The following is a 22,271-nucleotide window of genomic DNA, read 5'->3' on the forward strand; positions in this document are numbered from 1 at the left end:
CGCGCCGGTTTTTGGGGTAATGATGATGAGTACAGAAGATCCGCGGTTTGCAGGCGTCGCCCGCTTGTACGGCCTTGAGGGCCTGGAACGCTTGAAAGCGGCCCATGTGGCGATTGTCGGCGTCGGCGGCGTAGGTTCCTGGGCGGCGGAAGCGATTGCCCGCTGCGGGGTGGGCGAGATTTCGCTGTTTGACCTGGACGATGTCTGCGTCAGCAACAGCAACCGCCAGTTGCATGCCCTGGACAGCACCGTGGGCAAGCCCAAGGTCGAAGTGATGGCCGAACGCCTGCGCGGTATCAATCCCGATTGCACCGTGCACGCGGTGGCAGACTTCGTCACCCGCGACACCATGGCCGAGTACATCACCCCGACTATCGACTGCGTGATCGACTGCATCGACGCGGTCAATGCCAAGGCGGCGCTGATTGCCTGGTGCAAGCGCCGCAAGATCCAGATCATCACCACCGGCGGCGCCGGTGGGCAGATTGACCCCACGCTGATCCAGGTGTGCGACCTGAACCGCACGTTCAATGACCCGCTGGCCTCGAAAGTGCGCTCTACCTTGCGCCGCGATTATGGCTTTTCGCGCACGGTGACCCGTCATTACAGCGTGCCGTGCGTGTTTTCCACCGAGCAACTGCGCTACCCCAAGCCCGATGGCAGCATCTGCCTGCAGAAGAGTTTTGTCGGTGATGGCGTGAAGCTGGACTGCGCAGGAGGTTTTGGCGCGGTGATGATGGTCACGGCCACGTTCGGCATGGTGGCGGCCACCAAGGCGGTGGATAAGATTGTGGCGGGAGTGCGCAGGCCGTCGGAGCGGGTCAAGCCCACCACGCAAGTCTAAAAGGTGGGAGCTGGCTTGCCTGCGATAGCGTCACCGAGGTTTGACTGATAGACCGAGGTGCCTGCATCGCAGGCAAGCCAGCTCCCACATTTAGTTTTGCAGACGGCTTAGTGCGCGCATGCGCTGCAGGACTGCGTTGAGGCCATTACTGCGCGACGGCGATAACTGGCGCGACAAGCCCAGCTGATTGAACCAGTCAGGCAGGTCGACCGCTTTCAGTTCATCAGCCGACAACCCATTGACCCGCGCCAGCAGCAACGCCACCAACCCACGAATCATCCGCGCCTCGCTGCTCGCCGCAAACTGCCAATGGCCGTCCTGAAAACGACCCACCAGCCACACCAGGCTTTCGCAACCTTGCACCAGGTTGGCGTCGACCTTTTCGTCATCAGCCAGGGCGGGCAAGCGTTCACCCCATTGCATCAGCATCCGGGCGCGCTGCTCCCAACTGCCAATGGCCTGGAAGGCTTGCAGTGCGGCGCGTGCCTCCAGCGGCAAGCTCATCGCAGCATGTCCAGCGCCTGGTCCAGCGCTTCAAAAAAGCGCTCCAGGTCGTCGGAATCGTTGTAGAGCGCCAGCGAAACGCGGATGGCGCCTGACAGGTTCATCGCCTTCAACAGCGGCATTGCGCAGTGGTGACCGGCACGCACAGCAATGCCTTGCTCGGTCAGCAGGTGGGCGAGGTCGGCGTTGTGCACGCCCTCCACCACAAAACTCACCAGCGCCACCTGCGGCGAGCCCAGCACGCGTACACCATTGCGTGCCTTAAGCCCACGCAGCAGGTAGTCATGCAGGGCGGCTTCGTGGGCGATCACCGCCGAGGGATCCAGTGAACTCAGGTAATCCAGGCTCGCGCCCAGGCCGATCACGCTGGCAATCGGTGGAGTGCCGGCCTCGAAACCTAATGGCGCGGGGCGAAAGCTGGCGCTGTGGTAGTCGGCCTGTTGCACCATCTCGCCGCCGAACTGCCAGTGGCGCAGGTGGTGCAGGGCCTCATTACGGCCATACAGCACACCAACGCCGTCCGGGCCGTAGAGTTTGTGGCTGGAAAACACGTAGAAGTCGCAGCCCAGGGCCTGCACGTCGTGGCGGCCATGGACGATGCCTTGGGCGCCGTCCACCACCGTGAGGGCACCGTGTGCCTGGGCCATCGTCAGCAAGGCTGGCAGCGGCTGCCAGGCACCGAGCACGTTGGACAACTGGCTCACCGCCAGCAAGCGTGTGCGTGGGCCAATCAAGCTGGCTGCAGCGTCCAGGTCGATCACGCCGTCATCGTTCAGAGGCAAGACCACCAGCGTGAGTGCGCGGCGTTTGGCCAATTGCTGCCAGGGCAACAGGTTGGCGTGGTGTTCCAGGGCGCTGATGGCAATCTCATCGCCCGCATTGAATAAGTGCTCCAGGCCATAGGCCAGGAGATTCAGCGCAGAGGTTGCGCCGTGGGTAAACACGACCTGCCCGCTGTCACCTGCGTTCAACCACTGCGCGACCTTGCTGCGGCTGTCTTCGAACGCCTGGGTCGCATGGGCTCCGGGCAAATGCTGAGCACGGTGCACATTGGCTGCGCCATTGGCGTAGTAATGACTGATGGCATCCAGCAGGGCTTGGGGTTTTTGCGTGGTGGCGGCGCTGTCCAGATAGGTCTGGTCTTGCCGTTGCAGGGTGGCGATGGCCGGGAAGTCGGCGCGCCAGGGGGAGGGCACAAGCATGGTGATCAAGACTCGTATAAGCGAGCCGCCCCCGAAGGTGCGGCCGCTAGTGGCATCGAGTGGCTGCTTAGTTGTGAGCGTGCAGCGCTTCGTTCAGTTCGATGGCCGATTTGTGGGTTTTGCACTCCACGGCACCGGTCTCGGAGTTGCGACGGAACAGCAGGTCTGGCTGGCCAGCCAACTCACGCGCCTTGACCACCTTGACCAGTTGGTTCTGCTCATCCAGCAGGGCAACCTTGGTGCCGGCGGTGATGTACAGGCCCGACTCCACGGTGTTGCGGTCGCCCAATGGGATACCGGTACCGGCGTTGGCGCCGATCAGGCAGCCTTCGCCCACCTTGATTACGATATTGCCGCCGCCCGACAGGGTGCCCATGGTGGAGCAACCGCCGCCCAGGTCCGAACCCTTGCCGACGAATACGCCCGCCGATACGCGGCCTTCGATCATGCCCGGGCCTTCGGTGCCCGCGTTGAAGTTGACGAACCCTTCGTGCATCACGGTGGTGCCTTCGCCCACGTACGCGCCCAGGCGAATACGTGCAGCGTCAGCGATACGCACGCCGGCTGGCACCACGTAGTCGGTCATTTTCGGGAACTTGTCCACCGAGAACACTTCCAGCAGCTCGCCACGCAGGCGCGCTTCCAGTTGGCGCTCGGCCAGTTCATTGATGTCGATAGCGCCCTGGCTGGTCCAGGCCACGTTCGGCAACTGCGGGAACACACCGGCCAGGCTCAGGCCGTGGGGCTTGACCAGACGATGGGACAGCAGGTGCAGCTTGAGGTAGGCCTCGGGCGTGGAGGTCAATGCGGCGTCTTCAGCCAGCAGGGTCGCGACCAGCGGCGTGTGGCTTTCAGCCAGGCGGCTGAGCAGGGCGGCCTGGGCAGTGTCGACGCCTTTGAGCGCGTCGGCCAGTTGCAAGGCCTGGCTCACGGTGAAGGTGATCGCCTGGTTGCCTTCGGTGTAACCGAGGATCGGTGCGATGGCGGCAACGATTTCAGCCGACGGGTTGAGCAAGGGTTGCGCGTAAAACACTTCCAGCCAAGCACCTTGGCGGTTCTGAGTGCCGACGCCGAAGCCCAGGCTGAACAGGGAATTGGACATGCTGTTACCTCTACAAAAATGGAAGGCTGACCTACTTGAGGGCCGCCGAATAACTATCTGGCTTGAAGCCAATCAGGGTTCTGTCACCGAGATCGAGCACCGGGCGCTTGATCATCGAGGGTTGTGCGAGCATCAATTCAATGGCTTTCGACTGATCGAGATCGGCTTTGCGTTCGTCTTCGAGTTTGCGAAAGGTGGTGCCCGCGCGGTTCAAAACCACTTGCCAACCGTGCTCGTTGCACCATTGGGTCAAGTGTTCGCGGTCGATACCGGCCGTTTTGTAGTCATGGAACTCATAGCTCACCCCGTGCTCATCGAGCCAGGTGCGCGCCTTTTTCATGGTGTCGCAGGCTTTGATGCCGAAAAGGTGCAAGGTTTTGCTTGAAGCACTCAAGGAATTGCCCCCCTTTGGACGTATGAAAATGAAAGATCGCCGATTATGCCACGACCAGCGGGTTTCGGCGCCGCTCGTCAACAGCGTGCGACTTTTGTGCAAAAGCCAGTGCGCAGCATAGGCGAGTACCATAGCCAGGTAACATAGCCGGGTAATATGGCACTTCAACGGCCAGTTGTTGCCTGATGTGTCGTTGCAAGTCGATTGTCCGGGAAACCCGCGTTATGCAAACCGCCTACACCGTTCTTATCCTGCTGATGCTGGTCAGCCTTTCGCGCCTGGTCGGGCGCATCATCCCACTGCCGTTGCCCCTGGTGCAGATCGCTGCCGGCGCCTTGCTGGCTTGGCCCACGTTGGGGCTGCATGTGGCGCTGGACCCGGAGCTGTTCCTGTTTCTGTTCCTGCCGCCGCTGCTGTTTTCCGATGGTTGGCGCATGCCCAAGCGCGAGTTGTGGCGCCTGCGTGGTCCGATTCTGACATTGGCGGTGGGGCTGGTGCTGTTCACCGTGGTGGGCGCCGGCTATTTCATTCATTGGCTATTGCCAACCATCCCATTACCGGTGGCCTTTGCCCTGGCAGCGGTGCTCTCGCCGACGGACGCCGTGGCGGTGTCGGCCATTTCCCAGAACCGTTTGCCCAAGCCGCTGATGCACATGCTCCAGGGCGAGGCCTTGATGAATGACGCGTCGGGCCTGGTGACTTTCAAGTTCGCCCTGGCCGCGGCGCTGACCGGGGTCTTTTCCCTGGCGGATGCCAGTCTGACGTTTGTACTGGTGGCGGTGGGCGGGTTGGCGATCGGCGTGGCGCTGAGCTGGCTGGTCGGTCGCCTGCGCGCCTGGATGATCGCGCGCGGTTGGGATGACCCGGCGACCCATGTGGTGTTCATGTTGCTGCTGCCCTTTGCTGCGTACGTACTGGCTGAACGCCTGGGCGCGTCCGGCATTCTCTCGGCGGTGGCAGCGGGCATGATGCAAAGCTGGCTCGACCTGCTGCCGCGCCAGACCAGCACGCGCCTGCTCAACCGCAGCGTATGGTCGTTGCTGGAGTTTGCCTTTAACGGCCTGATCTTCCTGCTGCTCGGCCTGCAACTGCCAGACATCATCAAGGCCGTGGTCAGCCATGAAACCACGCTGTGGCCCACCTTGATGTATCGCTGCCTGGATGTGGTAGCGATCTTCCTGGTGCTGGTGGTATTGCGCTTTATCTGGGTGCAGAGCATCTGGCGGCTGTCGGGGTTACTACGCCGGTTGCGTGGCAAAAGCGCGCTGACCCTGGTGCCGACGGCCCGTTCCTGTTGGTTACTGACCGTCGGCGGTGTTCGTGGAGCGGTGACCCTGGCGGGCGTCATGTCGGTGCCCTTGCTGATGGCGCCAGGCCAGGATTTCCCTGAGCGGGACCTGCTGATCTTTATCGCTGCCGGGGTGATCCTGCTGTCGCTGGTCGCTGCCTGCATCGCGCTGCCGTTACTGCTGCGAGGCGTCGAAAAAGGCCCGGATGAAAAGCGCCACAACGAAGTGCGCGAGGCCTGGAAAAAGACCGCCGTGGCCGCGATCCATGCACTGGAGGCCCAGGAACCCGCCGAAGCCGAAACCCTGGACGCCGCTCAAGCTGCATTGGCTACAGAGCGCAAGGCTCGGCTGATGTCGGAATACCGCCATCAGCTTGAGGTATTCAACGACTCTGCCGAAGCCCAGGCCCTGGCCCTGCAGATGGATCAGCTTGAACGCAAACTTCGTCTCAAAGCCCTGCGTGCGCAACGCTTAGAGTTGTACAGCTTGAGCCGTCATCACCAAATTGGCGATGACGTTTTGCGAGAGGTGTTGGCAGATCTGGATATGAGTGAAGCGAATTTAGGTTTAATTAAGTGATAATTGAACTTGCCCGGAGACCGTCAGGTGAGGGGTAAATACTTCGTTTGTTGGCGCATTCACTATGATGGTCGCCGCCCTCCCAATGAGGGGAGCGTGGAATACTTATGATGAGTCAAACGCCCAGAGTGTGTGGTTAACTTTACGGGGATCACACTTTCCGGGGGGCGTTGAGGCGGATATAGTTTTTCGAGAAAAGCCTTGTCTTCTGGCGAGAGCTCAGTGCTTCTAGAGGTGGTGCTCCCACCTCTTGAATATCCAGGGGGAGCGTAATAATGCATGATCGATTTTGGATCGTATGCTGATGTAACGATTTTGTCGGGGTTGAGGGTGCCCATGTTTCGAGTGTAAGTGTCTTCGTTGTTTCCGAAAAAGGGGAGAAGTGCTTGACGATCATAAGTTACGGTTCTGTCGGGGTGTTGGTGTTCATGTTTTAAACCGAGTGCGTGCCCGATTTCATGGAGTATGTCGTGTTCAGGAGTATCCCAGAAATTAATCTTAATAGTGGCTTTTCCTATGGCGGACTGCTCCGCATCGGTACCAATAAGAGAGCTGGATTTTCCGCTGGTTGAGTCAAAGATGACATCGGCGTTGTCACTTTCGTCAAATTTAAATCGCAGGTTGACGTGAGGTGCAAATTTTTCAAAGCCTTCTTTTATTTTGAACTTTTGAGAATCATTTAAATTTACCAGGGAAATGGTTAATTCGGAATTTTGTGGCCATAGGCGATACGGGTCTGCAACGCCTCGCTTTTTCCTGGTGCCAGAAGTCTCGTTTGTTTTTGTATTTTCGACGGGACGGTTGTTATTACCGTCTTCGGCGCTTTCGCCGGTAGCTTGGAATGGGGGCCGCGTGTGAGGAAGAGGGAAAGAATTGACGTTCATATAGGCCTCTACGATTTTCTCAGCGTTCTGTGGTCTTTTGGAAAAGCTGCTGTGGGTTTATTTACAACGTAGTGGCAGTAGTGGCTTGTTAGTTCCGTAAGGGTTTTCTGTCGAATAGGGCGAATGCATTAGTTATGCGTAGGCATGCAGTCAAGGCGAAGACTGATTTGTTTTAGCTTAAGCCGTTGCGCGCTGAAGTGGCCCGCACTGCGTTGCACAGTACGGGTTCTGAGGTGGGGTTACGTCCTGCGCTGCATAAAGGCGCGAATCCGCTCCGCGGCTTCCACGCACTCCGCCAACGGCGCAACCAGTGCCATGCGCACACGCCCAGCGCCTGGGTTTACGCCGTCCACTTCCCGCGACAGGTACGAGCCCGGCACCACGGTTACGTGTTCTTCCACGAATAAGTCCCGACAGAAGGCCGCATCGTCGCCGATCACATTCGGCCACAAGTAAAAGCCGCCGTCCGGGCTTTGCACGTCCAGCACCGGCTTGAGGATCGCCAACACCGCGTCGAACTTCTCGCGGTACAGGTCACGGTTGGCCAGTACGTGGGCTTCGTCCTGCCAGGCCGCAATGCTTGCAAGCTGGGTTTGCACTGGCATCGCGCAGCCGTGGTAGGTGCGGTACAGCAAAAAGGCCTTGAGGATCTCGGCATCGCCGGCCACGAAGCCTGAACGCAGGCCTGGCAGGTTGGAGCGCTTGGACAGGCTGTGGAACACCACGCAACGCTTGAAGTCCTCGCGGCCCAGCTCGACGCAGGCGCTGAGCAGGCCCGGGGGTGGGGTTTGCTCGTCGAAGTACAGCTCGCTGTAGCACTCGTCGGCGGCGATGACGAAGTCGTATTCGTCGGCCAGGGCGATGAGTTTTTTCAGGGTGTCGACCGGGATCAGCGCGCCGGTCGGGTTGCCTGGGGAGCACAGGAACAGGATCTGGCAGCGTTTCCAGATGTCGGGGGAGACAGCGTCGAAGTCCGGGTTGAAGCCATTGCTGTCCAGGCACGGCAGGTAATGCGGCTTGGCCCCGGCCAGGAACGCGGCGCCTTCGTAGATCTGGTAGAACGGGTTGGGGCTCACCACCAGCGCGTCGTCGCCACGGTTGACCACGGTCTGGGTGAAGGCAAACAGCGCCTCGCGCGTACCGTTGACCGGCAGGATGTTGCGCGCTGGGTCCAGCCAGCCCTTGGGCACGTTGAAGCGGCGTTCGCACCAGGCGCCGATGGCTTCGCGCAGGGCCGGGATACCCAAAGTGGTGGGGTACACCGCCATTTGATCGAGGTTACTGCTCAAGGCCTCGGCAACGAAGGCCGGTGATTTGTGCTTGGGTTCGCCGATGGATAGCGCAATCGGGCGTTTGTCCGGGTTCGGCGTCACGCTGCCGAGCAGGGCGCGCAGTTTCTCGAAGGGGTAGGGCTGCAACTGGTTAAGGGCGTTGTTCATATAAGCCTCTGTCACGGTGAGCGCGGCCCCTGTGGGAGCTGGCTTGCCTGCGATGGCATCACTACGGTCGACCTGACGGACCGAGGTGTCTGCATCGTAGGCAAGCCAGCTCCTACATGACTCGTGTTCACAAAGTTAAGAATTCAAATTGTCAGTCTGGTCAGCTCGACACCGGGTTCCTGGCTCACGCTCAATTGCTCCACGATCGCCGCCTGCAAACGCAGGCAAAGCTGCGGGTCGGACAGCGGCTGGTTGTCGGCATCGGTGATAAAGAACACGTCTTCCACACGCTCGCCCAGGGTCGCAATCTTGGCGTTCTGCAGCGACAGGTCGAACTCCAGGAAAATCCCGCCGATGCGTGCCAGCAGGCCCGGGCGGTCCGGTGCGCTGAGCTCCAGCACCGTCACCGGTCGCTGTGCGTCGTTGGAAATGGTCACCTGGGGCGCAAAGGCAAAGTGCTTGAGCTGGCGCGGCACCCGGCGCTGGATGATGGTGGGGTAGTCGTCGGGGTTGCGCAGGGCTTCGGTAAGACCTTCGCGGATCTTTTTCACCCGCGCCGGGTTATCGCCAATCGAGTCGCCGTCGGTGTCGAGCACGATGTAGGTGTCGAGGGTGAACTGGCTGCTGGAGGTGATGACCCGGGCGTCATGGATGTTCAGGTTGAGCTGGTCCATGGCCGCCACGGTCACGGCAAAGAAGTCGTGCTGGTCGGGGGCGTAGATGAAGATCTGCGTGCCGCCTTCGAATTCGCGCTGGGTGGTTTCTTTGATCAAGACCAACGGGCCGCCATCGGCGGGTTGCTGCAGGATCGCGTCGCTGTGCCAGGCCACGTCGCCGGCGGTGTGGCGCAGGAAATAATCGTCACCCAGTTGCGACCAGAGTTGCTCGACGTCGTCCGGGTCGTTACCGCCGCGCACCAGGATATCCAGGGCTGCGCTTTGAGTGCGGCGGATCTGTTCTTCGCGGTCCACCGGGTTCTCCAGGCCACGGCGCAGGGCGCGCTTGGTCTCGGTGTACAGTTGGCGCAACAGGCTGGCGCGCCAGGAGTTCCACAGGGTGGGGTTGGTGGCGTTAATATCGGAGACGGTCAGCACATACAGGTAATCCAGGCGGGTCTCATCGCCGACGATGCCGGCAAAGTCGTGGATCACCTGCGGGTCGGACAAGTCCTTGCGCTGGGCCGTGGTCGACATCACCAGGTGGTTCTGCACCAGCCAGACAATCAGGCGGCTGTCCCACACCGGCAACTGGTGGCGCTGGCAGAAGGCTTCGGCATCGACCGCGCCGATCTCCGAGTGGTCGCCATGCCGGCCCTTGCCGATGTCGTGGTACAGCCCGGCCAGGTAAATCAGCTCGGGCTTGGGCAGCTTGGCCATCAGCTTACTGGCCAGCGGGAATTTCTCTGACACCTGGGTGTACTGCAACTTACGCAGGTGCTTGATCAGGTTCAGGGTGTGGGCATCGACGGTGTAGATGTGGAACAGGTCGTGCTGCATTTGCCCGACAATAAACCCGAACTCCGGCAGGTAGCGCCCGAGAATGCCGTAGCGGTTCATGCGCCGCAGGTTGCGGTGGATGCCGATGCGACACTTGAACAGCTCGATAAACAGGCTGGTATTGCGGATATCGTTGCGAAAGTCGTCGTCGATCAGGTGACGGTTTTCCCGCAGCAAGCGGATGGTGTCGGCGCGCACGCCTTTGATCTCCGGCTGCTGGGCCATCAACACGAAGATTTCCAGCATGGCGAACGGCGTGCGGCGGAACACGTTGTCGTTGCGCGCTTCGATATAGCCGTCATGCAGTTGGAACCGCGCATTGATCGGCTGCGGCGGCGCTTCGTCTTCGGGGGCCAGGATCACTTCTTCGAAATGCTGGATGATCAAGTCGCTGAGCTGGGCAATGCTCATGACCACCCGGTAGTACTGCTGCATGAAGCTTTCGATGCTGGTCTTCGCGTCTTCGCCCTCAAAACCGAGCAAGGTGGCGATAGAGCGCTGGTGATCGAACAGCAGGCGGTCTTCGGAGCGTCCGGCCAGCATGTGCAGGGCGTAGCGCACCTTCCACAGGAACTCCTGGGACGAAGCCAGCAGAGTGTTTTCGCTCTCCACCAGGAAGCCTTCGCCGGCCAGGGCGCGCAGGTTCAGCGTGCCGTATTGGCGGCGGGCCACCCACAAAATCGTCTGGATATCCCGCAGCCCGCCCGGTGAGCCTTTGACGTTGGGTTCCAGGTTGTATTCGGTGTCGTTGTACTTGTGGTGCCGGGCTTTTTGTTCGGCGCGCTTGGCCAGGAAAAAGTCCTTGCTTGGCCACATGTGTGCGGTGCTGGTGACTTCGAGCATGCGCTGGCGCAGGCGCTCGGGGCCACAGATGGTGCGGCTTTCCATCAGGTTGGTGACCACCGTCAGGTCGGCACGGGCCTCTTCGGCGCATTCGTCCACCGAGCGCACGCTCTGGCCGACTTCCAGGCCGATGTCCCACAGCAACGTCAGAAAGCGCTCGATGGAATCGCGAAAGGTCTCGTGATCGGCCTTGTCCAGCAGGATCAGCAGGTCGATGTCGGAGTAGGGGTGCAGTTCGCCGCGACCGTAGCCGCCGACCGCCACCAGGGCGATATCGGCGTCGAAACTCCAGTTGAACTGCTCCCAGGCCTTTTGCAGGATGTTATCGACGAACCAGGCGCGGTCTTCGATCAGGCGGCGAATATCCCGGCCGCTGCGAAAGCGCGCATCGAGCACCTCGCGGGCTTGGCGGATGGCCTTCTTGAAAGCAGCGATGGGGCTTGCCTTCAATGCCAGCTCGGCCTGGAACTGGCCACGGTCGAAGAGTTCGGGATCCACCTGGGGCATCGATCGGCTTTCCTATCTATCTATCAGTCAGTCACAACACGCTGTGGGAAAACCTGGCTAAGCTTCAGGCCGAAACGCGTGGGATGGTGTCGTCGGCGCGCAGGGTGAAGATCTCGTAGCCCGTGTCGGTGACCAGCAGCGTGTGTTCCCACTGGGCCGAGAGTTTGCGGTCCTTGGTGATAGCAGTCCAGCCGTCGCCCAACACCTTGGTGTCGGCCTTGCCCTGGTTGATCATCGGTTCGATGGTGAAGGTCATGCCGGCCTTGAGTTCCATGCCGGTGCCGGCGCGGCCGTAGTGCAGAATCTGCGGCTCTTCGTGGAACACCTTGCCGATACCGTGGCCGCAGAATTCGCGCACCACCGAGAAGCCGTTCTTTTCCGCGTGCTTCTGGATCACTTCACCGATGTCACCCAGGCGGCAGCCGGGCTTGACGATCTCGATGGCCTTGTACATGCATTCCTGGGTGACCTGGGACAGGCGCTCGGCCCACACCGGTACATTGCCGACGTGGAACATGCGGCTGGTGTCGCCGTGGTAACCATCCTTGATCACGGTGACGTCGATGTTCAGGGTGTCGCCGTCTTTCAGGGGTTTGTCACCGGGAATGCCGTGGCACACCACGTGGTTGATCGAGGTGCAGATCGACTTGGGGAAGCCTTTGTAATTCAGTGGGGCGGGGATGGCTTTTTGCACGTCGACTATATAGTCGTGGCAGATACGGTCCAGCGCTTCGGTGGTGACACCGGGCTTGACGTGTTCGGCGATCATTTCCAGCACGTCGGCAGCCAGTTTGCCGGCAACGCGCATGCCTGCGATGTCTTCGGCGGTTTTCAAGGTAACGGTCATACAGGCTCTCTCTAGCGCGACGCGCTGAAATCAATACGGTTCACGGGGGCGCGACAAAGGGTTACAGCATTCGCGCAAGTCCCAAAAAACGCGATTCTAACAGACGATGCTGGCAAATCATGCGCGTCTGGTGATCGCTTCTCTCTATGAGGTAAAGGCATGTTGGCTGTATTCAAGGGCTTACGCAAAGACGACGACCGGCAAGTGTGATTGCGGGTTTCGTTTTTGCCGATGCTGTGGTATAAAATGCGCCGCTTTCCGGGGATGCCCCGCAAAGCTTAAATCCACACACGTGTCGACACGATGACCTGGGTGCCGGAGGCCTTGATGCCGCTGGTTGGTCATTGGGATACGTGGAGGCCAAACCCGACTTATTAAGGAACTATCATGTCCCAAGTCAACATGCGCGATATGCTGAAGGCCGGTGTGCACTTCGGTCACCAGACCCGTTACTGGAACCCGAAAATGGGTAAGTACATTTTCGGCGCGCGTAACAAGATTCACATTATCAACCTTGAAAAAACCCTGCCAATGTTCAACGAAGCGCTGACTTTCGTAGAGCGTCTGGCCCAGGGCAAAAACAAGATCCTGTTCGTCGGCACCAAGCGTTCCGCTGGCAAGATCGTTGCTGAAGAAGCAGCACGTTGCGGTTCGCCGTACGTCGATCACCGCTGGTTGGGCGGCATGCTGACCAACTTCAAAACCATCCGTGCTTCCATCAAGCGTCTGCGTGACCTTGAAGTGCAAGCCGAAGACGGTACTTTCGCCAAGCTGACCAAGAAAGAAGCGCTGATGCGCTCCCGTGACCTGGAAAAGCTCGATCGTTCCCTGGGTGGTATCAAGGACATGGGCGGTCTGCCTGACGCACTGTTCGTTATCGACGTTGATCACGAGCGCATCGCGATCACCGAAGCCAACAAGCTGGGCATCCCGGTTATCGGCGTAGTCGATACCAACAGCAGCCCGGAAGGCGTTGACTACATCATCCCAGGCAACGATGACGCAATCCGCGCTATCCAGCTGTACATGGGTTCGATGGCTGACGCTGTAATCCGTGGTCGCAACCACGTTGCTGGTGGTACCGAGCAGTTCGTTGAAGAAGCTCCGGTAGCTGCCGCTGAGTAATTGACGCCCTGGCGTTGACTCAGTAAGCAAAAAGGGGGCTTGGCCCCCTTTTTGCCACCTCGAAAACCATTTGTCGGCAGCGCAGCTACATCGTTTGTAACGTGCAGCGGCCTACAACGGAGATTCGGGAAGAATTGATCGCCCGTTTGATCGGGTGGAATGGTTGAAAACCTATCCAAGAGGATTTTGAAATGGCAGAGATTACTGCAGCGTTGGTTAAAGAACTGCGTGAGCGTACCGGCGAAGGCATGATGGATTGCAAAAAGGCCTTGACCAAGGCCGGCGGCGACATCGAAAAAGCCATTGATGACATGCGTGCTTCCGGCGCCATCAAGGCTGCCAAGAAAGCAGGCAACGTGGCTGCTGAAGGCGCTATCGCTCTGAAAGAAGACGGCAAATCCGCCGTTCTGCTGGAAGTGAACTCCCAGACCGACTTCCTGGCTCTGCAGGACGACTTCAAGGCATTCGTTGCTGCCAGCGTTGAAAAAGCGTTCGCCGAGAAAATGACTGACGCCGCTCCGCTGATCGAAGCTCAAGAAGCTGATCGCCTGGTACTGGTCGGCAAGGTTGGCGAAAACGTCAACATCCGTCGCCTGGTTCGCGTTGAAGGTGATGTGGTTGGTGGTTACCTGCACGGCAACAAGATCGGTGTTGCAGTTGTTCTGAAAGGCGGCGACGTTGAGCTGGCTAAAGACATCGCAATGCACGTTGCTGCAAGCAACCCTGAGTTCCTGCTGCCTTCGGAAGTGTCTGCCGACGCAATCGAACGTGAAAAAGCTGTGTTCCTGAGCCTCAACGCCGACAAGATCGCCGGTAAGCCAGAGAACATCGTTGAAAACATGATCAAAGGCCGCATCAGCAAGTTCCTGGCTGAAGCAAGCCTGGTTGAGCAGGCGTTCGTCAAGAACCCTGAAATCAAGGTTGGCGAACTGGCCAAGAAAGCCGGTGCTGAAATCGTTTCCTTCACTTACTTCAAAGTAGGCGAAGGCATCGAGAAGCCGGTCGACAACTTCGCTGAAGAAGTTGCTGCCCAGCTGGCTGCCGCCAAGCAATAAGACAGTTCCAAACTGTCGCCGAAAGAGGCTGCCCGCTCACGCGCGCAGCCTCTTTTCAAATGGGAAAGCCAATTTTATTTGGTTTCCTCTCGGAACTGGCTTACAAAGCCGTGTTCCGATGGCGCTGTGACAGCGTCCAGCTAGAGTGAACGCAAGCCGTAAAACGGCTCGCCAAGAATTTTTAAAAAATACGCCGCAGGAGAGATTCGCAATGGCTCAGCAGGGCAGTGGTTATCAGGCTCGCTATAAACGCATTCTACTCAAGCTCAGCGGCGAGGCCCTGATGGGCTCGGAAGAGTTCGGGATCGACCCCAAGGTGCTTGACCGCATGGCGCTGGAAGTCGGCCAGTTGGTCGGTATCGGTGTGCAGGTCGGCCTGGTGATTGGTGGTGGCAACCTGTTCCGCGGTGCGGCACTGAGTGCTGCCGGTATGGACCGGGTTACCGGCGACCACATGGGCATGCTGGCCACTGTGATGAACGCCCTGGCCATGCGCGACGCCCTGGAGCGCGCCAATATCTCGGCCATCGTGATGTCGGCTATTTCCATGGTTGGCGTGACCGATCATTATGATCGCCGCAAAGCCATGCGCCACCTGAACTCCAAGGAAGTGGTGATCTTTGCTGCTGGCACAGGTAACCCGTTCTTCACCACCGACTCGGCCGCATGCCTGCGTGCTATCGAAATCGATGCCGACGTGGTGTTGAAGGCGACCAAGGTGGATGGCGTATACACTGCAGACCCATTCAAAGACCCGCATGCCGAGAAGTTCGATCATCTGACCTACGATGAAGTACTGGATCGCAAGCTGGGTGTCATGGACCTGACCGCTATCTGCCTGTGCCGCGACCACAAGATGCCGCTGCGCGTATTTAACATGAACAAGCCCGGCGCCCTGCTGAATATCGTACACGGCGGCGCAGAAGGGACTCTGATCGAGGAAGGCCAACAATGATCAACGAAATCAAGAAAGACGCCCAGGCGCGTATGCACAAATCCCTGGAATCCTTGAGCCACGCCTTTGGCCAGATCCGTACTGGCAAGGCGCACCCAAGCATCCTGGGCAGCGTAATGGTGCCTTACTACGGTTCCGACACCCCGCTGAGCGGTGTGGCCAACGTGACCGTGAAGGACTCGCGCACCCTGCAAGTTGTTGCCTTCGAGCGCAACATGCTTGCCGCCGTCGACAAAGCTATCCAGAGCGCTGGCCTGAACCTCAACCCGACCAACCTGGGCGAGTTGCTGCTGATCTCCATGCCTGCCCTGACCGAAGAAACCCGCAAGGGCTTCACCAAGCAGGCGCGCAGCGCCGCTGAAGATGCCCGTGTTGCCGTGCGTAATATCCGCCGCGATGCGCTGGGTGACCTGAAGAAGCTGGTCAAGGACAAGGAAATCAGCGAAGACGAAGAGCGCCGTGCCGTCGCTGATATCGACAAGCTGACCAAGGACGCCGAAGCCCAGATCACCAAGGCGACCGAAGAAAAAGAAAAGGACCTGATGGCCGTATAAGGGGTCAGGACGCCTTCATGGAAAAGACCAAGCAGACTGTGCCCTCCGTGGTGCCGCGCCATGTCGCGATCATCATGGATGGGAATAATCGCTGGGCGAAAAAACGCTTTATGCCGGGTGTTGCCGGGCATAAAGCGGGTGTTGACGCGGTAAGGGCGGTGATTGAAGTGTGCGCCGAGGCCAAGGTCGAAGTGCTGACCTTGTTCGCGTTCTCCAGTGAGAACTGGCAGCGGCCCGCCGATGAAGTCAGTGCCTTGATGGACCTGTTCTTCAAGGCTCTGCGTCGTGAGGCCAAGCGCCTCAATGACAACAACATCAGTCTGCGCATCATCGGTGATCGTTCGCGGTTCCACCCGGAGCTGCAAACGGCCATGCGCGAAGCCGAGGCCATCACTGCCGGCAGTAACCGTTTTGTACTGCAGATCGCAGCCAACTACGGTGGCCAGTGGGATATCGCCCAGGCTGCACAGCGGCTGGCCCGCGAAGTGCAAGCCGGCCATCTGCGCCCGGACGACATCACGCCCGAACTGTTGCAAACCTGCCTGGTGACCGGCGACTTGCCGTTGCCGGACTTGTGCATTCGTACCGGTGGCGAGCATCGCATCAGCAATTTCCTGCTGTGGCAGCTGGCCTACACCGAGCTGTACTTCTCCGACCTGTTCTGGCCGGACTTCAAACACGATGCCATGCGTAATGCACTGGCCGATTTCGCTTCCCGTCAGCGTCGCTTCGGTAAAACGAGCGAGCAGATCGAAGCTGGAGCCCGGGTTTAAATGCTTAAACAACGAATCATCACGGCGCTGATCCTGCTGCCGATTGCCTTGTGCGGTTTTTTCCTGCTCGACGGTTCTGGCTTTGCGCTGTTCATCGGCCTGGTCGTGACCCTTGGGGCGTGGGAATGGGCGCGCCTGGCAGGTTTCGTCAACCAATTGCCGCGTGTGGTCTACGCCGCTATGGTCGCGCTGTTGTTGTTCTTTATGTATATCCTGCCGGACATCGCGCCCTGGGTGCTGGGTGCCGCAGTGTTGTGGTGGGCGTTGGCGACTTTCCTGGTGCTCACCTATCCGCGCACCAGTGGCCAATGGTCCAGCGTGGCCTGCAAGCTGGTGATTGGCCTGGCAATCCTGTTGCCGGCCTGGCAAGGGCTGGTGGAGATCAAACGTTACCCGCTGGGCAACGAATTGATCCTGGCTGTGATGGTGTTGGTGTGGGGCGCTGACATTGGTGCCTACTTCTCGGGTCGAGCCTTTGGCAAGCGCAAGCTGGCCCCGGCCGTCAGCCCAGGCAAGAGCTGGGAAGGCGTATACGGCGGCCTGGCTTTGACGCTGCTGATCACCCTGGTGGTCGGTGTGGTGCGTGACTGGTCGGTAAAGGAAGTACTCCTGGCCTTGCTGGGGGCGGCTATTGTCGTCTTCATCTCGGTGGTGGGCGACCTTACCGAGAGCATGTTCAAGCGTCAGGCTGGCATCAAGGACAGCAGTAACCTGCTGCCAGGTCATGGCGGTGTGCTTGACCGTATCGACAGCCTCACCGCCGCGCTGCCGATTTTTGCCGTGCTGTTGTGGATGATCGCTTCGTGAGCCGCCTGCAGCAGGTTACGGTGCTGGGCGCGACCGGCTCGGTCGGGCTCAGTACCCTGGACGTCATTGCGCGTCACCCCGATCGCTATCAGGTTTTCGCCCTGACCGGCTTCACGCGTTTGCGCGAGCTGCTGGCCTTGTGCGTGCGACACTCGCCGCGCTTTGCCGTGGTGCCAGAGGCGGCTGCCGCTCGCCGTCTGCAGGAGGATCTGCGGGCTGCAGGGCTGGCCACTCAGGTATTGGTCGGCGAGGCAGGGTTGTGCCAGGTCTCGGCCGATGCGGACGTGGATACCGTAGTGGCGGCGATTGTCGGTGCAGCAGGTTTGCGCCCGACCTTGGCGGCAGTCGATGCTGGCAAGAAAATCCTGCTGGCCAATAAAGAAGCCTTGGTCATGTCCGGCGCGCTCTTTATGCAAGCGGTGCGCAAGAGCGGCGCGGTGCTGCTGCCTCTGGACAGTGAGCACAACGCCATCTTCCAGTGCATGCCCGGTGATTTTGCCCGCGGCTTGAGCCAAGTCGGCGTGCGCCGGATTCTGCTGACGGCATCTGGCGGGCCATTCCGCCAGACTCCGTCGGCCGAGTTGGAACATGTGTCTCCCGATCAGGCATGCGCCCACCCGAACTGGTCCATGGGGCGCAAAATCTCCGTGGATTCGGCGAGCATGATGAACAAAGGCCTTGAGTTGATCGAGGCATGCTGGCTATTCGATGCACGGCCTGACCAGGTTGAGGTGGTCATTCACCCGCAAAGTGTGATCCATTCCCTGGTCGATTACGTGGATGGTTCGGTGTTGGCGCAATTGGGTAACCCGGACATGCGCACACCGATCGCCAACGCCTTGGCGTGGCCTGAGCGGATTGATTCCGGCGTAGCACCGCTGGACCTGTTTGCAATCGCGCGCCTGGACTTCGAAGCTCCGGACGAGCAGCGTTTCCCTTGTTTGCGCCTGGCGCGGCAAGCAGCCGAGGCGGGTAACAGTGCCCCGGCGATGCTTAACGCGGCCAACGAAGTGGCCGTGGCGGCGTTTCTTGAGCGGCGCATCCGCTTTCCGCAGATCGCGAGTATCATCGAGGACGTCCTGGCGCTTGAGCCAGTGGTGGCGGTGAATGACCTGGAGGCGGTGTTCGAGGCCGACACCAAGGCTCGAACCTTGGCCGGGCAATGGTTGGATCGCAATGCGGGTTAGGCCGCGGGCAGGTTTGAGTCTTCGGGCATTGAATTGAAATGCGGAGAAATTAGATGAGTGCGCTCTACATGATTGTCGGCACCCTGGTTGCTCTGGGTGTGTTGGTTACCTTCCACGAATTCGGCCACTTCTGGGTGGCGCGTCGTTGCGGCGTCAAGGTATTGCGCTTTTCCGTCGGTTTCGGCATGCCGTTGTTGCGCTGGCATGATCGCCGCGGCACTGAGTTTGTCATTGCTGCTATCCCGTTGGGCGGCTACGTCAAGATGCTCGATGAGCGCGAAGGCGAAGTGCCTGCAGACCAGCTGGACCAATCCTTCAATCGCAAGACGGTTCGTCAGCGTATCGCGATTGTCGCGGCGGGACCGATCGCCAACTTCCTGTTGGCGATGGTGTTCTTCTGGGTCTTGGCCATGCTGGGCAGTCAGCAGGTGCGCCCGGTCATTGGCGCGGTCGAAGCCGACAGCATCGCGGCCAAGGCGGGCCTGACGGCAGGGCAGGAAATTGTATCCATTGATGGCGAACCCACCACGGGGTGGGGCGCGGTCAATTTGCAGTTGGTGCGTCGCCTGGGTGAAAGCGGCACCGTCAATGTGGTGGTGCGTGACCAGGATTCCAGCGCCGAAACCCCGCGGGCATTGGCGCTGGACCATTGGCTCAAGGGCGCCGATGAGCCCGATCCGATCAAATCCCTGGGGATTCGCCCTTGGCGTCCGGCCTTGCCGCCGGTGCTGGCTGAACTCGATCCGAAAGGCCCGGCCCAGGCTGCCGGCCTGAAAACCGGTGATCGCCTGTTGGCCCTTGATGGCCAGGCGCTGGGTGACTGGCAGCAGGTGGTCGACCTGGTGCGTGTGCGCCCTGATACCAAAATTGTGCTGAAAGTTGAGCGCGAGGGTGCTCAAATCGACGTCCCCGTGACCTTGTCGGTGAGAGGGGAGGCCAAGGCGGCCGGGGGATACCTGGGGGCCGGGGTCAAAGGTGTCGAATGGCCGCCATCGATGGTGCGAGAGGTCAGTTTCGGGCCTTTGGCCGCGATTGGCGAGGGCGCGAAACGCACCTGGACCATGAGCGTGCTGACCCTCGAATCCCTCAAGAAAATGTTGTTCGGTGAGCTCTCGGTAAAAAACTTGAGTGGACCGATAACCATTGCTAAAGTGGCGGGCGCTTCTGCCCAGTCGGGTGTCGCGGATTTCCTGAATTTCCTGGCTTATCTGAGTATTAGCCTTGGGGTTCTGAATTTGCTGCCCATTCCTGTATTGGATGGGGGGCATCTGCTGTTTTATCTGGTCGAGTGGGTGCGTGGTCGCCCCTTGTCGGATCGGGTGCAGGGTTGGGGGATACAGATTGGTATCAGTTTGGTGGTCGGGGTGATGTTGTTAGCCCTGGTCAACGATCTGGGACGTCTGTAACGCTTCGCTGAATTGCGAATCTGCCGCATTTTGCGGCAGTTTGTTTATTGCCAGTTGGAATAAGAAAGGACTTCATGAAACGTCTGCTGCTAACTGCGGTTCTCACCGTATTGATGATCGCCGAAGTTCACGCCGAGTCCTTCACCATCTCCGATATTCGCGTCAACGGCCTCCAGCGGGTTTCCGCGGGTAGCGTCTTTGGTGCCTTGCCGTTGAACGTCGGGGAACAGGCGGATGATCGTCGCCTGGTGGAATCCACTCGTGCGCTGTTCAAAACCGGGTTCTTTCAAGATATCCAACTGGGTCGCGAAGGCAACGTCCTGGTCATCACGGTCGTCGAGCGACCTTCCGTCGCCAGTATCGCGATCGAAGGTAACAAGGCCATCTCCACTGAAGACCTGATGAAGGGCCTGAAGCAATCGGGCCTGGCCGAGGGCGAGATCTTCCAGCGCGCTACCCTTGAGGGTGTGCGTAACGAGCTGCAACGCCAGTACGTTGCCCAGGGCCGCTACTCCGCGACCGTGGAAACCGAAGTGATCCCCCAGCCTCGTAACCGTGTGGGCCTGAAGGTCAACATCAACGAAGGCACCGTGGCCGCCATCCAGCACATCAACGTCGTGGGCAACACCAAGTTCCCTGATGAAGACCTGGTCGACCTGTTCGAACTCAAGACCACCAACTGGTTGTCGTTCTTCAAGAACGATGACAAGTACGCCCGTGAAAAACTCTCCGGTGACCTGGAACGCCTGCGCTCCTACTACCTGGACCGTGGCTATATCAACATGGACATCGCTTCGACCCAGGTGTCCATCACCCCGGACAAGAAGCACGTCTACATTACCGTCAACGTCAACGAAGGCGAGAAGTACAAGGTTCGTGACGTCAAGCTCAGCGGTGACCTGAAAGTTCCTGAAGACCAGGTCAAGTCCCTGTTGCTGGTACAGAAGGACCAGGTGTTCTCGCGCAAGCTGATGACCACCACTTCCGAACTGATCACCCGTCGCCTGGGTAACGAAGGCTATACCTTCGCCAACGTCAACGGCGTGCCGACCCCGAATGATGAAGACCACACCGTGGACATCACCTTCGTCGTCGATCCGGGCAAGCGTGCCTACGTCAACCGCATCAACTTCCGTGGCAACACCAAGTCTGCGGACGAAGTGCTGCGTCGTGAAATGCGTCAGATGGAAGGTGGCTGGGCTTCGACCTACCTGATCGACCAATCCAAGACCCGTCTTGAGCGCCTGGGCTTCTTCAAGGAAGTCAACGTCGAAACCCCGGCCGTACCGGGTGTGGATGACCAGGTTGACGTGAACTACGCCGTTGAAGAACAAGCCTCGGGTTCGATCACCGCCAGCGTCGGTTTCGCCCAGAGCGCCGGTTTGATCCTGGGTGGTTCGATCACGCAGAACAACTTCCTGGGTACCGGTAACCGTGTGTCCATCGGCCTGACCCGCAGCGAATACCAGAGCCGATACAACTTCGGCTACACCGACCCCTACTGGACTGCAGACGGTGTGAGCCTGGGCTACAACGCCTTCTACCGCACCACCGACTACAAAGACCTCGATGTTGACGTTGCAAGCTATGCGATCGACAGCCTGGGTGCCGGTGTCAACGTGGGTTACCCGATCAGCGAGACGTCGCGCCTGACCTTCGGCCTCACCGCGCAGCAGGATGAGATCAAGACCGGTGTGTACACCGTGGATGAAATCTTCGACTTCACCCGTCGTGAGGGCGACAAGTTCCTGAACTTCAAGGCGTCTGCCGGCTGGTCCGAGTCGACCCTGAACAAAGGCGTACTGGCAACCCGCGGCCACTCCCAGAGCCTGACTGCGGAAGTCACCACGCCGGGCAGCGACCTGTCGTTCTTCAAACTCGACTACCGCGGCCAGTTGTTCCAGCCGTTGAGCGATAACTACACCATGCGCCTGCACACAGAGCTGGGCTATGGCGACGGTTATGGTTCGACCGATGGCTTGCCGTTCTACGAGAACTACTATGCAGGTGGTTTCAACTCGGTACGTGGCTTCAAGGACAGCACCTTGGGTCCGCGTGGTACGCCGAGCCGCGGTGTTGACCGGACCGGTAACCAAGGCACTGTCGCTGACTCGGACAACGACCCGCTGCCATTCGGTGGTAACGTGCTGATCCAGGGTGGTGCCGAGATCCTGTTCCCGCTGCCGTTCGTCAAGGACCAGCGCTCCCTGCGGACGTCGGTCTTCTGGGACGTGGGTAACGTGTTCGACTCCAAGTGCGAGCAGATCAAGAACCCAAGCGGGCTGAAGTCCAACACCCAGTGCAACGACGTAAGCCTCAGCAACCTGGCGAGCTCCGTGGGCGTGGGTGTGACCTGGGTGACTGCGCTGGGCCCGTTGAGCTTTGCTCTGGCCATGCCGATCAAGAAACCGGATAACGCTGAAACCCAGATTTTCCAATTCTCCCTCGGCCAGACGTTCTAAGCGTCTGACCTAAGATA

At 59.6% G+C, this 22,271-nt stretch carries 19 protein-coding genes; 11 read left to right on the forward strand and 8 right to left on the reverse strand.

Annotation, left to right across the window (positions count from 1 at the left end; translation table 11 throughout):
* Nucleotides 1-25: 25 nt before the first annotated feature.
* The gene (tcdA, locus tag CER19_RS09710; RefSeq protein ID WP_371921543.1) at nt 26-844 is read left to right on the forward strand and encodes a tRNA cyclic N6-threonylcarbamoyladenosine(37) synthase TcdA; all 819 of its coding nucleotides are present in this window, start codon (nt 26-28) and stop codon (nt 842-844) included.
* A gap of 90 nt (nt 845-934) precedes the next feature.
* On the opposite strand, the gene CER19_RS09715 is transcribed toward tcdA, so the two are convergent.
* The 4 genes from CER19_RS09715 to CER19_RS09730 all read right to left on the reverse strand — a co-directional run bounded on the left by CER19_RS09715 (nt 935) and on the right by CER19_RS09730 (nt 3,992).
* The gene (locus CER19_RS09715) at nt 935-1,348 is read right to left on the reverse strand and encodes a SufE family protein (RefSeq protein WP_116666269.1); all 414 of its coding nucleotides are present in this window, start codon (nt 1,346-1,348) and stop codon (nt 935-937) included.
* Complete coding sequence (locus tag CER19_RS09720) at nt 1,345-2,550, reverse strand: aminotransferase class V-fold PLP-dependent enzyme (RefSeq protein ID WP_116666270.1); 1,206 nt, start codon at nt 2,548-2,550, stop codon at nt 1,345-1,347. The genes CER19_RS09715 and CER19_RS09720 overlap by 4 nt, the downstream gene beginning before the upstream one ends.
* 67 nt (nt 2,551-2,617) lie before the next feature.
* The gene (gene dapD, locus CER19_RS09725) at nt 2,618-3,652 is read right to left on the reverse strand and encodes a 2,3,4,5-tetrahydropyridine-2,6-dicarboxylate N-succinyltransferase (protein ID WP_116666271.1); all 1,035 of its coding nucleotides are present in this window, start codon (nt 3,650-3,652) and stop codon (nt 2,618-2,620) included.
* A gap of 31 nt (nt 3,653-3,683) precedes the next feature.
* A complete protein-coding gene (locus tag CER19_RS09730; RefSeq protein ID WP_229999207.1) occupies nt 3,684-3,992 on the reverse strand; it encodes an arsenate reductase in 309 nt (102 codons plus the stop codon).
* Nucleotides 3,993-4,270: 278 nt separating this feature from the next.
* Between CER19_RS09730 and CER19_RS09735 the strand changes: the two genes are divergently transcribed.
* The gene (locus CER19_RS09735) at nt 4,271-5,914 is read left to right on the forward strand and encodes a Na+/H+ antiporter (RefSeq protein ID WP_116666272.1); all 1,644 of its coding nucleotides are present in this window, start codon (nt 4,271-4,273) and stop codon (nt 5,912-5,914) included.
* A 62-nt stretch (nt 5,915-5,976) separates the two neighbouring features.
* On the opposite strand, the gene CER19_RS09740 is transcribed toward CER19_RS09735, so the two are convergent.
* From CER19_RS09740 to map, 4 genes are all read right to left on the reverse strand, one after another.
* Nucleotides 5,977-6,798 carry a M12 family metallopeptidase gene (locus CER19_RS09740; RefSeq protein ID WP_116666273.1) on the reverse strand — a complete coding sequence of 274 codons (822 nt, stop codon included), beginning with the start codon at nt 6,796-6,798 and terminating at the stop codon, nt 5,977-5,979.
* A gap of 239 nt (nt 6,799-7,037) precedes the next feature.
* Entirely contained in the window at nt 7,038-8,237 is a 1,200-nt protein-coding gene (gene dapC / locus CER19_RS09745) for a succinyldiaminopimelate transaminase (RefSeq protein ID WP_116666274.1), read from the reverse strand.
* 143 nt (nt 8,238-8,380) lie between these two features.
* Nucleotides 8,381-11,083, reverse strand: coding sequence for a [protein-PII] uridylyltransferase (locus tag CER19_RS09750; RefSeq protein WP_014717230.1), 2,703 nt, complete (start codon nt 11,081-11,083; stop codon nt 8,381-8,383).
* Between the two features lie 64 nt (nt 11,084-11,147).
* On the reverse strand, nt 11,148-11,930 hold the full coding sequence (gene map / locus CER19_RS09755; protein ID WP_003189156.1) for a type I methionyl aminopeptidase: 783 nt from the start codon (nt 11,928-11,930) through the stop codon (nt 11,148-11,150).
* 387 nt (nt 11,931-12,317) lie between these two features.
* On the opposite strand from map, the gene rpsB reads away from it, so the two are divergent.
* The 9 genes from rpsB (at nt 12,318) to bamA (ending at nt 22,254) form a co-directional block, all read left to right on the forward strand.
* On the forward strand, nt 12,318-13,055 hold the full coding sequence (gene rpsB, locus CER19_RS09760) for a 30S ribosomal protein S2 (RefSeq protein ID WP_003189158.1): 738 nt from the start codon (nt 12,318-12,320) through the stop codon (nt 13,053-13,055).
* Between the two features lie 191 nt (nt 13,056-13,246).
* The gene (gene tsf / locus CER19_RS09765) at nt 13,247-14,110 is read left to right on the forward strand and encodes a translation elongation factor Ts (protein ID WP_003189160.1); all 864 of its coding nucleotides are present in this window, start codon (nt 13,247-13,249) and stop codon (nt 14,108-14,110) included.
* Nucleotides 14,111-14,321: 211 nt separating this feature from the next.
* Nucleotides 14,322-15,065: a UMP kinase gene (gene pyrH / locus CER19_RS09770; RefSeq protein ID WP_003189161.1), complete on the forward strand. Its 744-nt coding sequence runs from the start codon at nt 14,322-14,324 to the stop codon at nt 15,063-15,065.
* Nucleotides 15,062-15,619, forward strand: a complete 558-nt coding sequence (gene frr / locus CER19_RS09775; RefSeq protein WP_116628371.1) for a ribosome recycling factor — start codon at nt 15,062-15,064, stop codon at nt 15,617-15,619. Before pyrH ends, frr begins: the two co-directional genes overlap by 4 nt.
* Before the next feature lie 17 nt (nt 15,620-15,636).
* Entirely contained in the window at nt 15,637-16,392 is a 756-nt protein-coding gene (uppS, locus tag CER19_RS09780) for a polyprenyl diphosphate synthase (protein WP_003189167.1), read from the forward strand.
* Entirely contained in the window at nt 16,393-17,199 is an 807-nt protein-coding gene (locus CER19_RS09785; protein WP_116666275.1) for a phosphatidate cytidylyltransferase, read from the forward strand.
* Nucleotides 17,196-18,386: a 1-deoxy-D-xylulose-5-phosphate reductoisomerase gene (gene ispC / locus CER19_RS09790; protein WP_116666276.1), complete on the forward strand. Its 1,191-nt coding sequence runs from the start codon at nt 17,196-17,198 to the stop codon at nt 18,384-18,386. The genes CER19_RS09785 and ispC overlap by 4 nt, the downstream gene beginning before the upstream one ends.
* Before the next feature lie 53 nt (nt 18,387-18,439).
* Nucleotides 18,440-19,792: a sigma E protease regulator RseP gene (rseP, locus tag CER19_RS09795; RefSeq protein WP_014717233.1), complete on the forward strand. Its 1,353-nt coding sequence runs from the start codon at nt 18,440-18,442 to the stop codon at nt 19,790-19,792.
* Nucleotides 19,793-19,866: 74 nt separating this feature from the next.
* The gene (bamA, locus tag CER19_RS09800) at nt 19,867-22,254 is read left to right on the forward strand and encodes an outer membrane protein assembly factor BamA (RefSeq protein WP_014717234.1); all 2,388 of its coding nucleotides are present in this window, start codon (nt 19,867-19,869) and stop codon (nt 22,252-22,254) included.
* The last annotated feature ends 17 nt before the right edge of the window (nt 22,255-22,271 follow it).

Origin of the sequence: Pseudomonas sp. GL93 (assembly GCF_003408955.1) — a bacterium.
GTDB classification, from domain to species: domain Bacteria; phylum Pseudomonadota; class Gammaproteobacteria; order Pseudomonadales; family Pseudomonadaceae; genus Aquipseudomonas; species Aquipseudomonas paracarnis.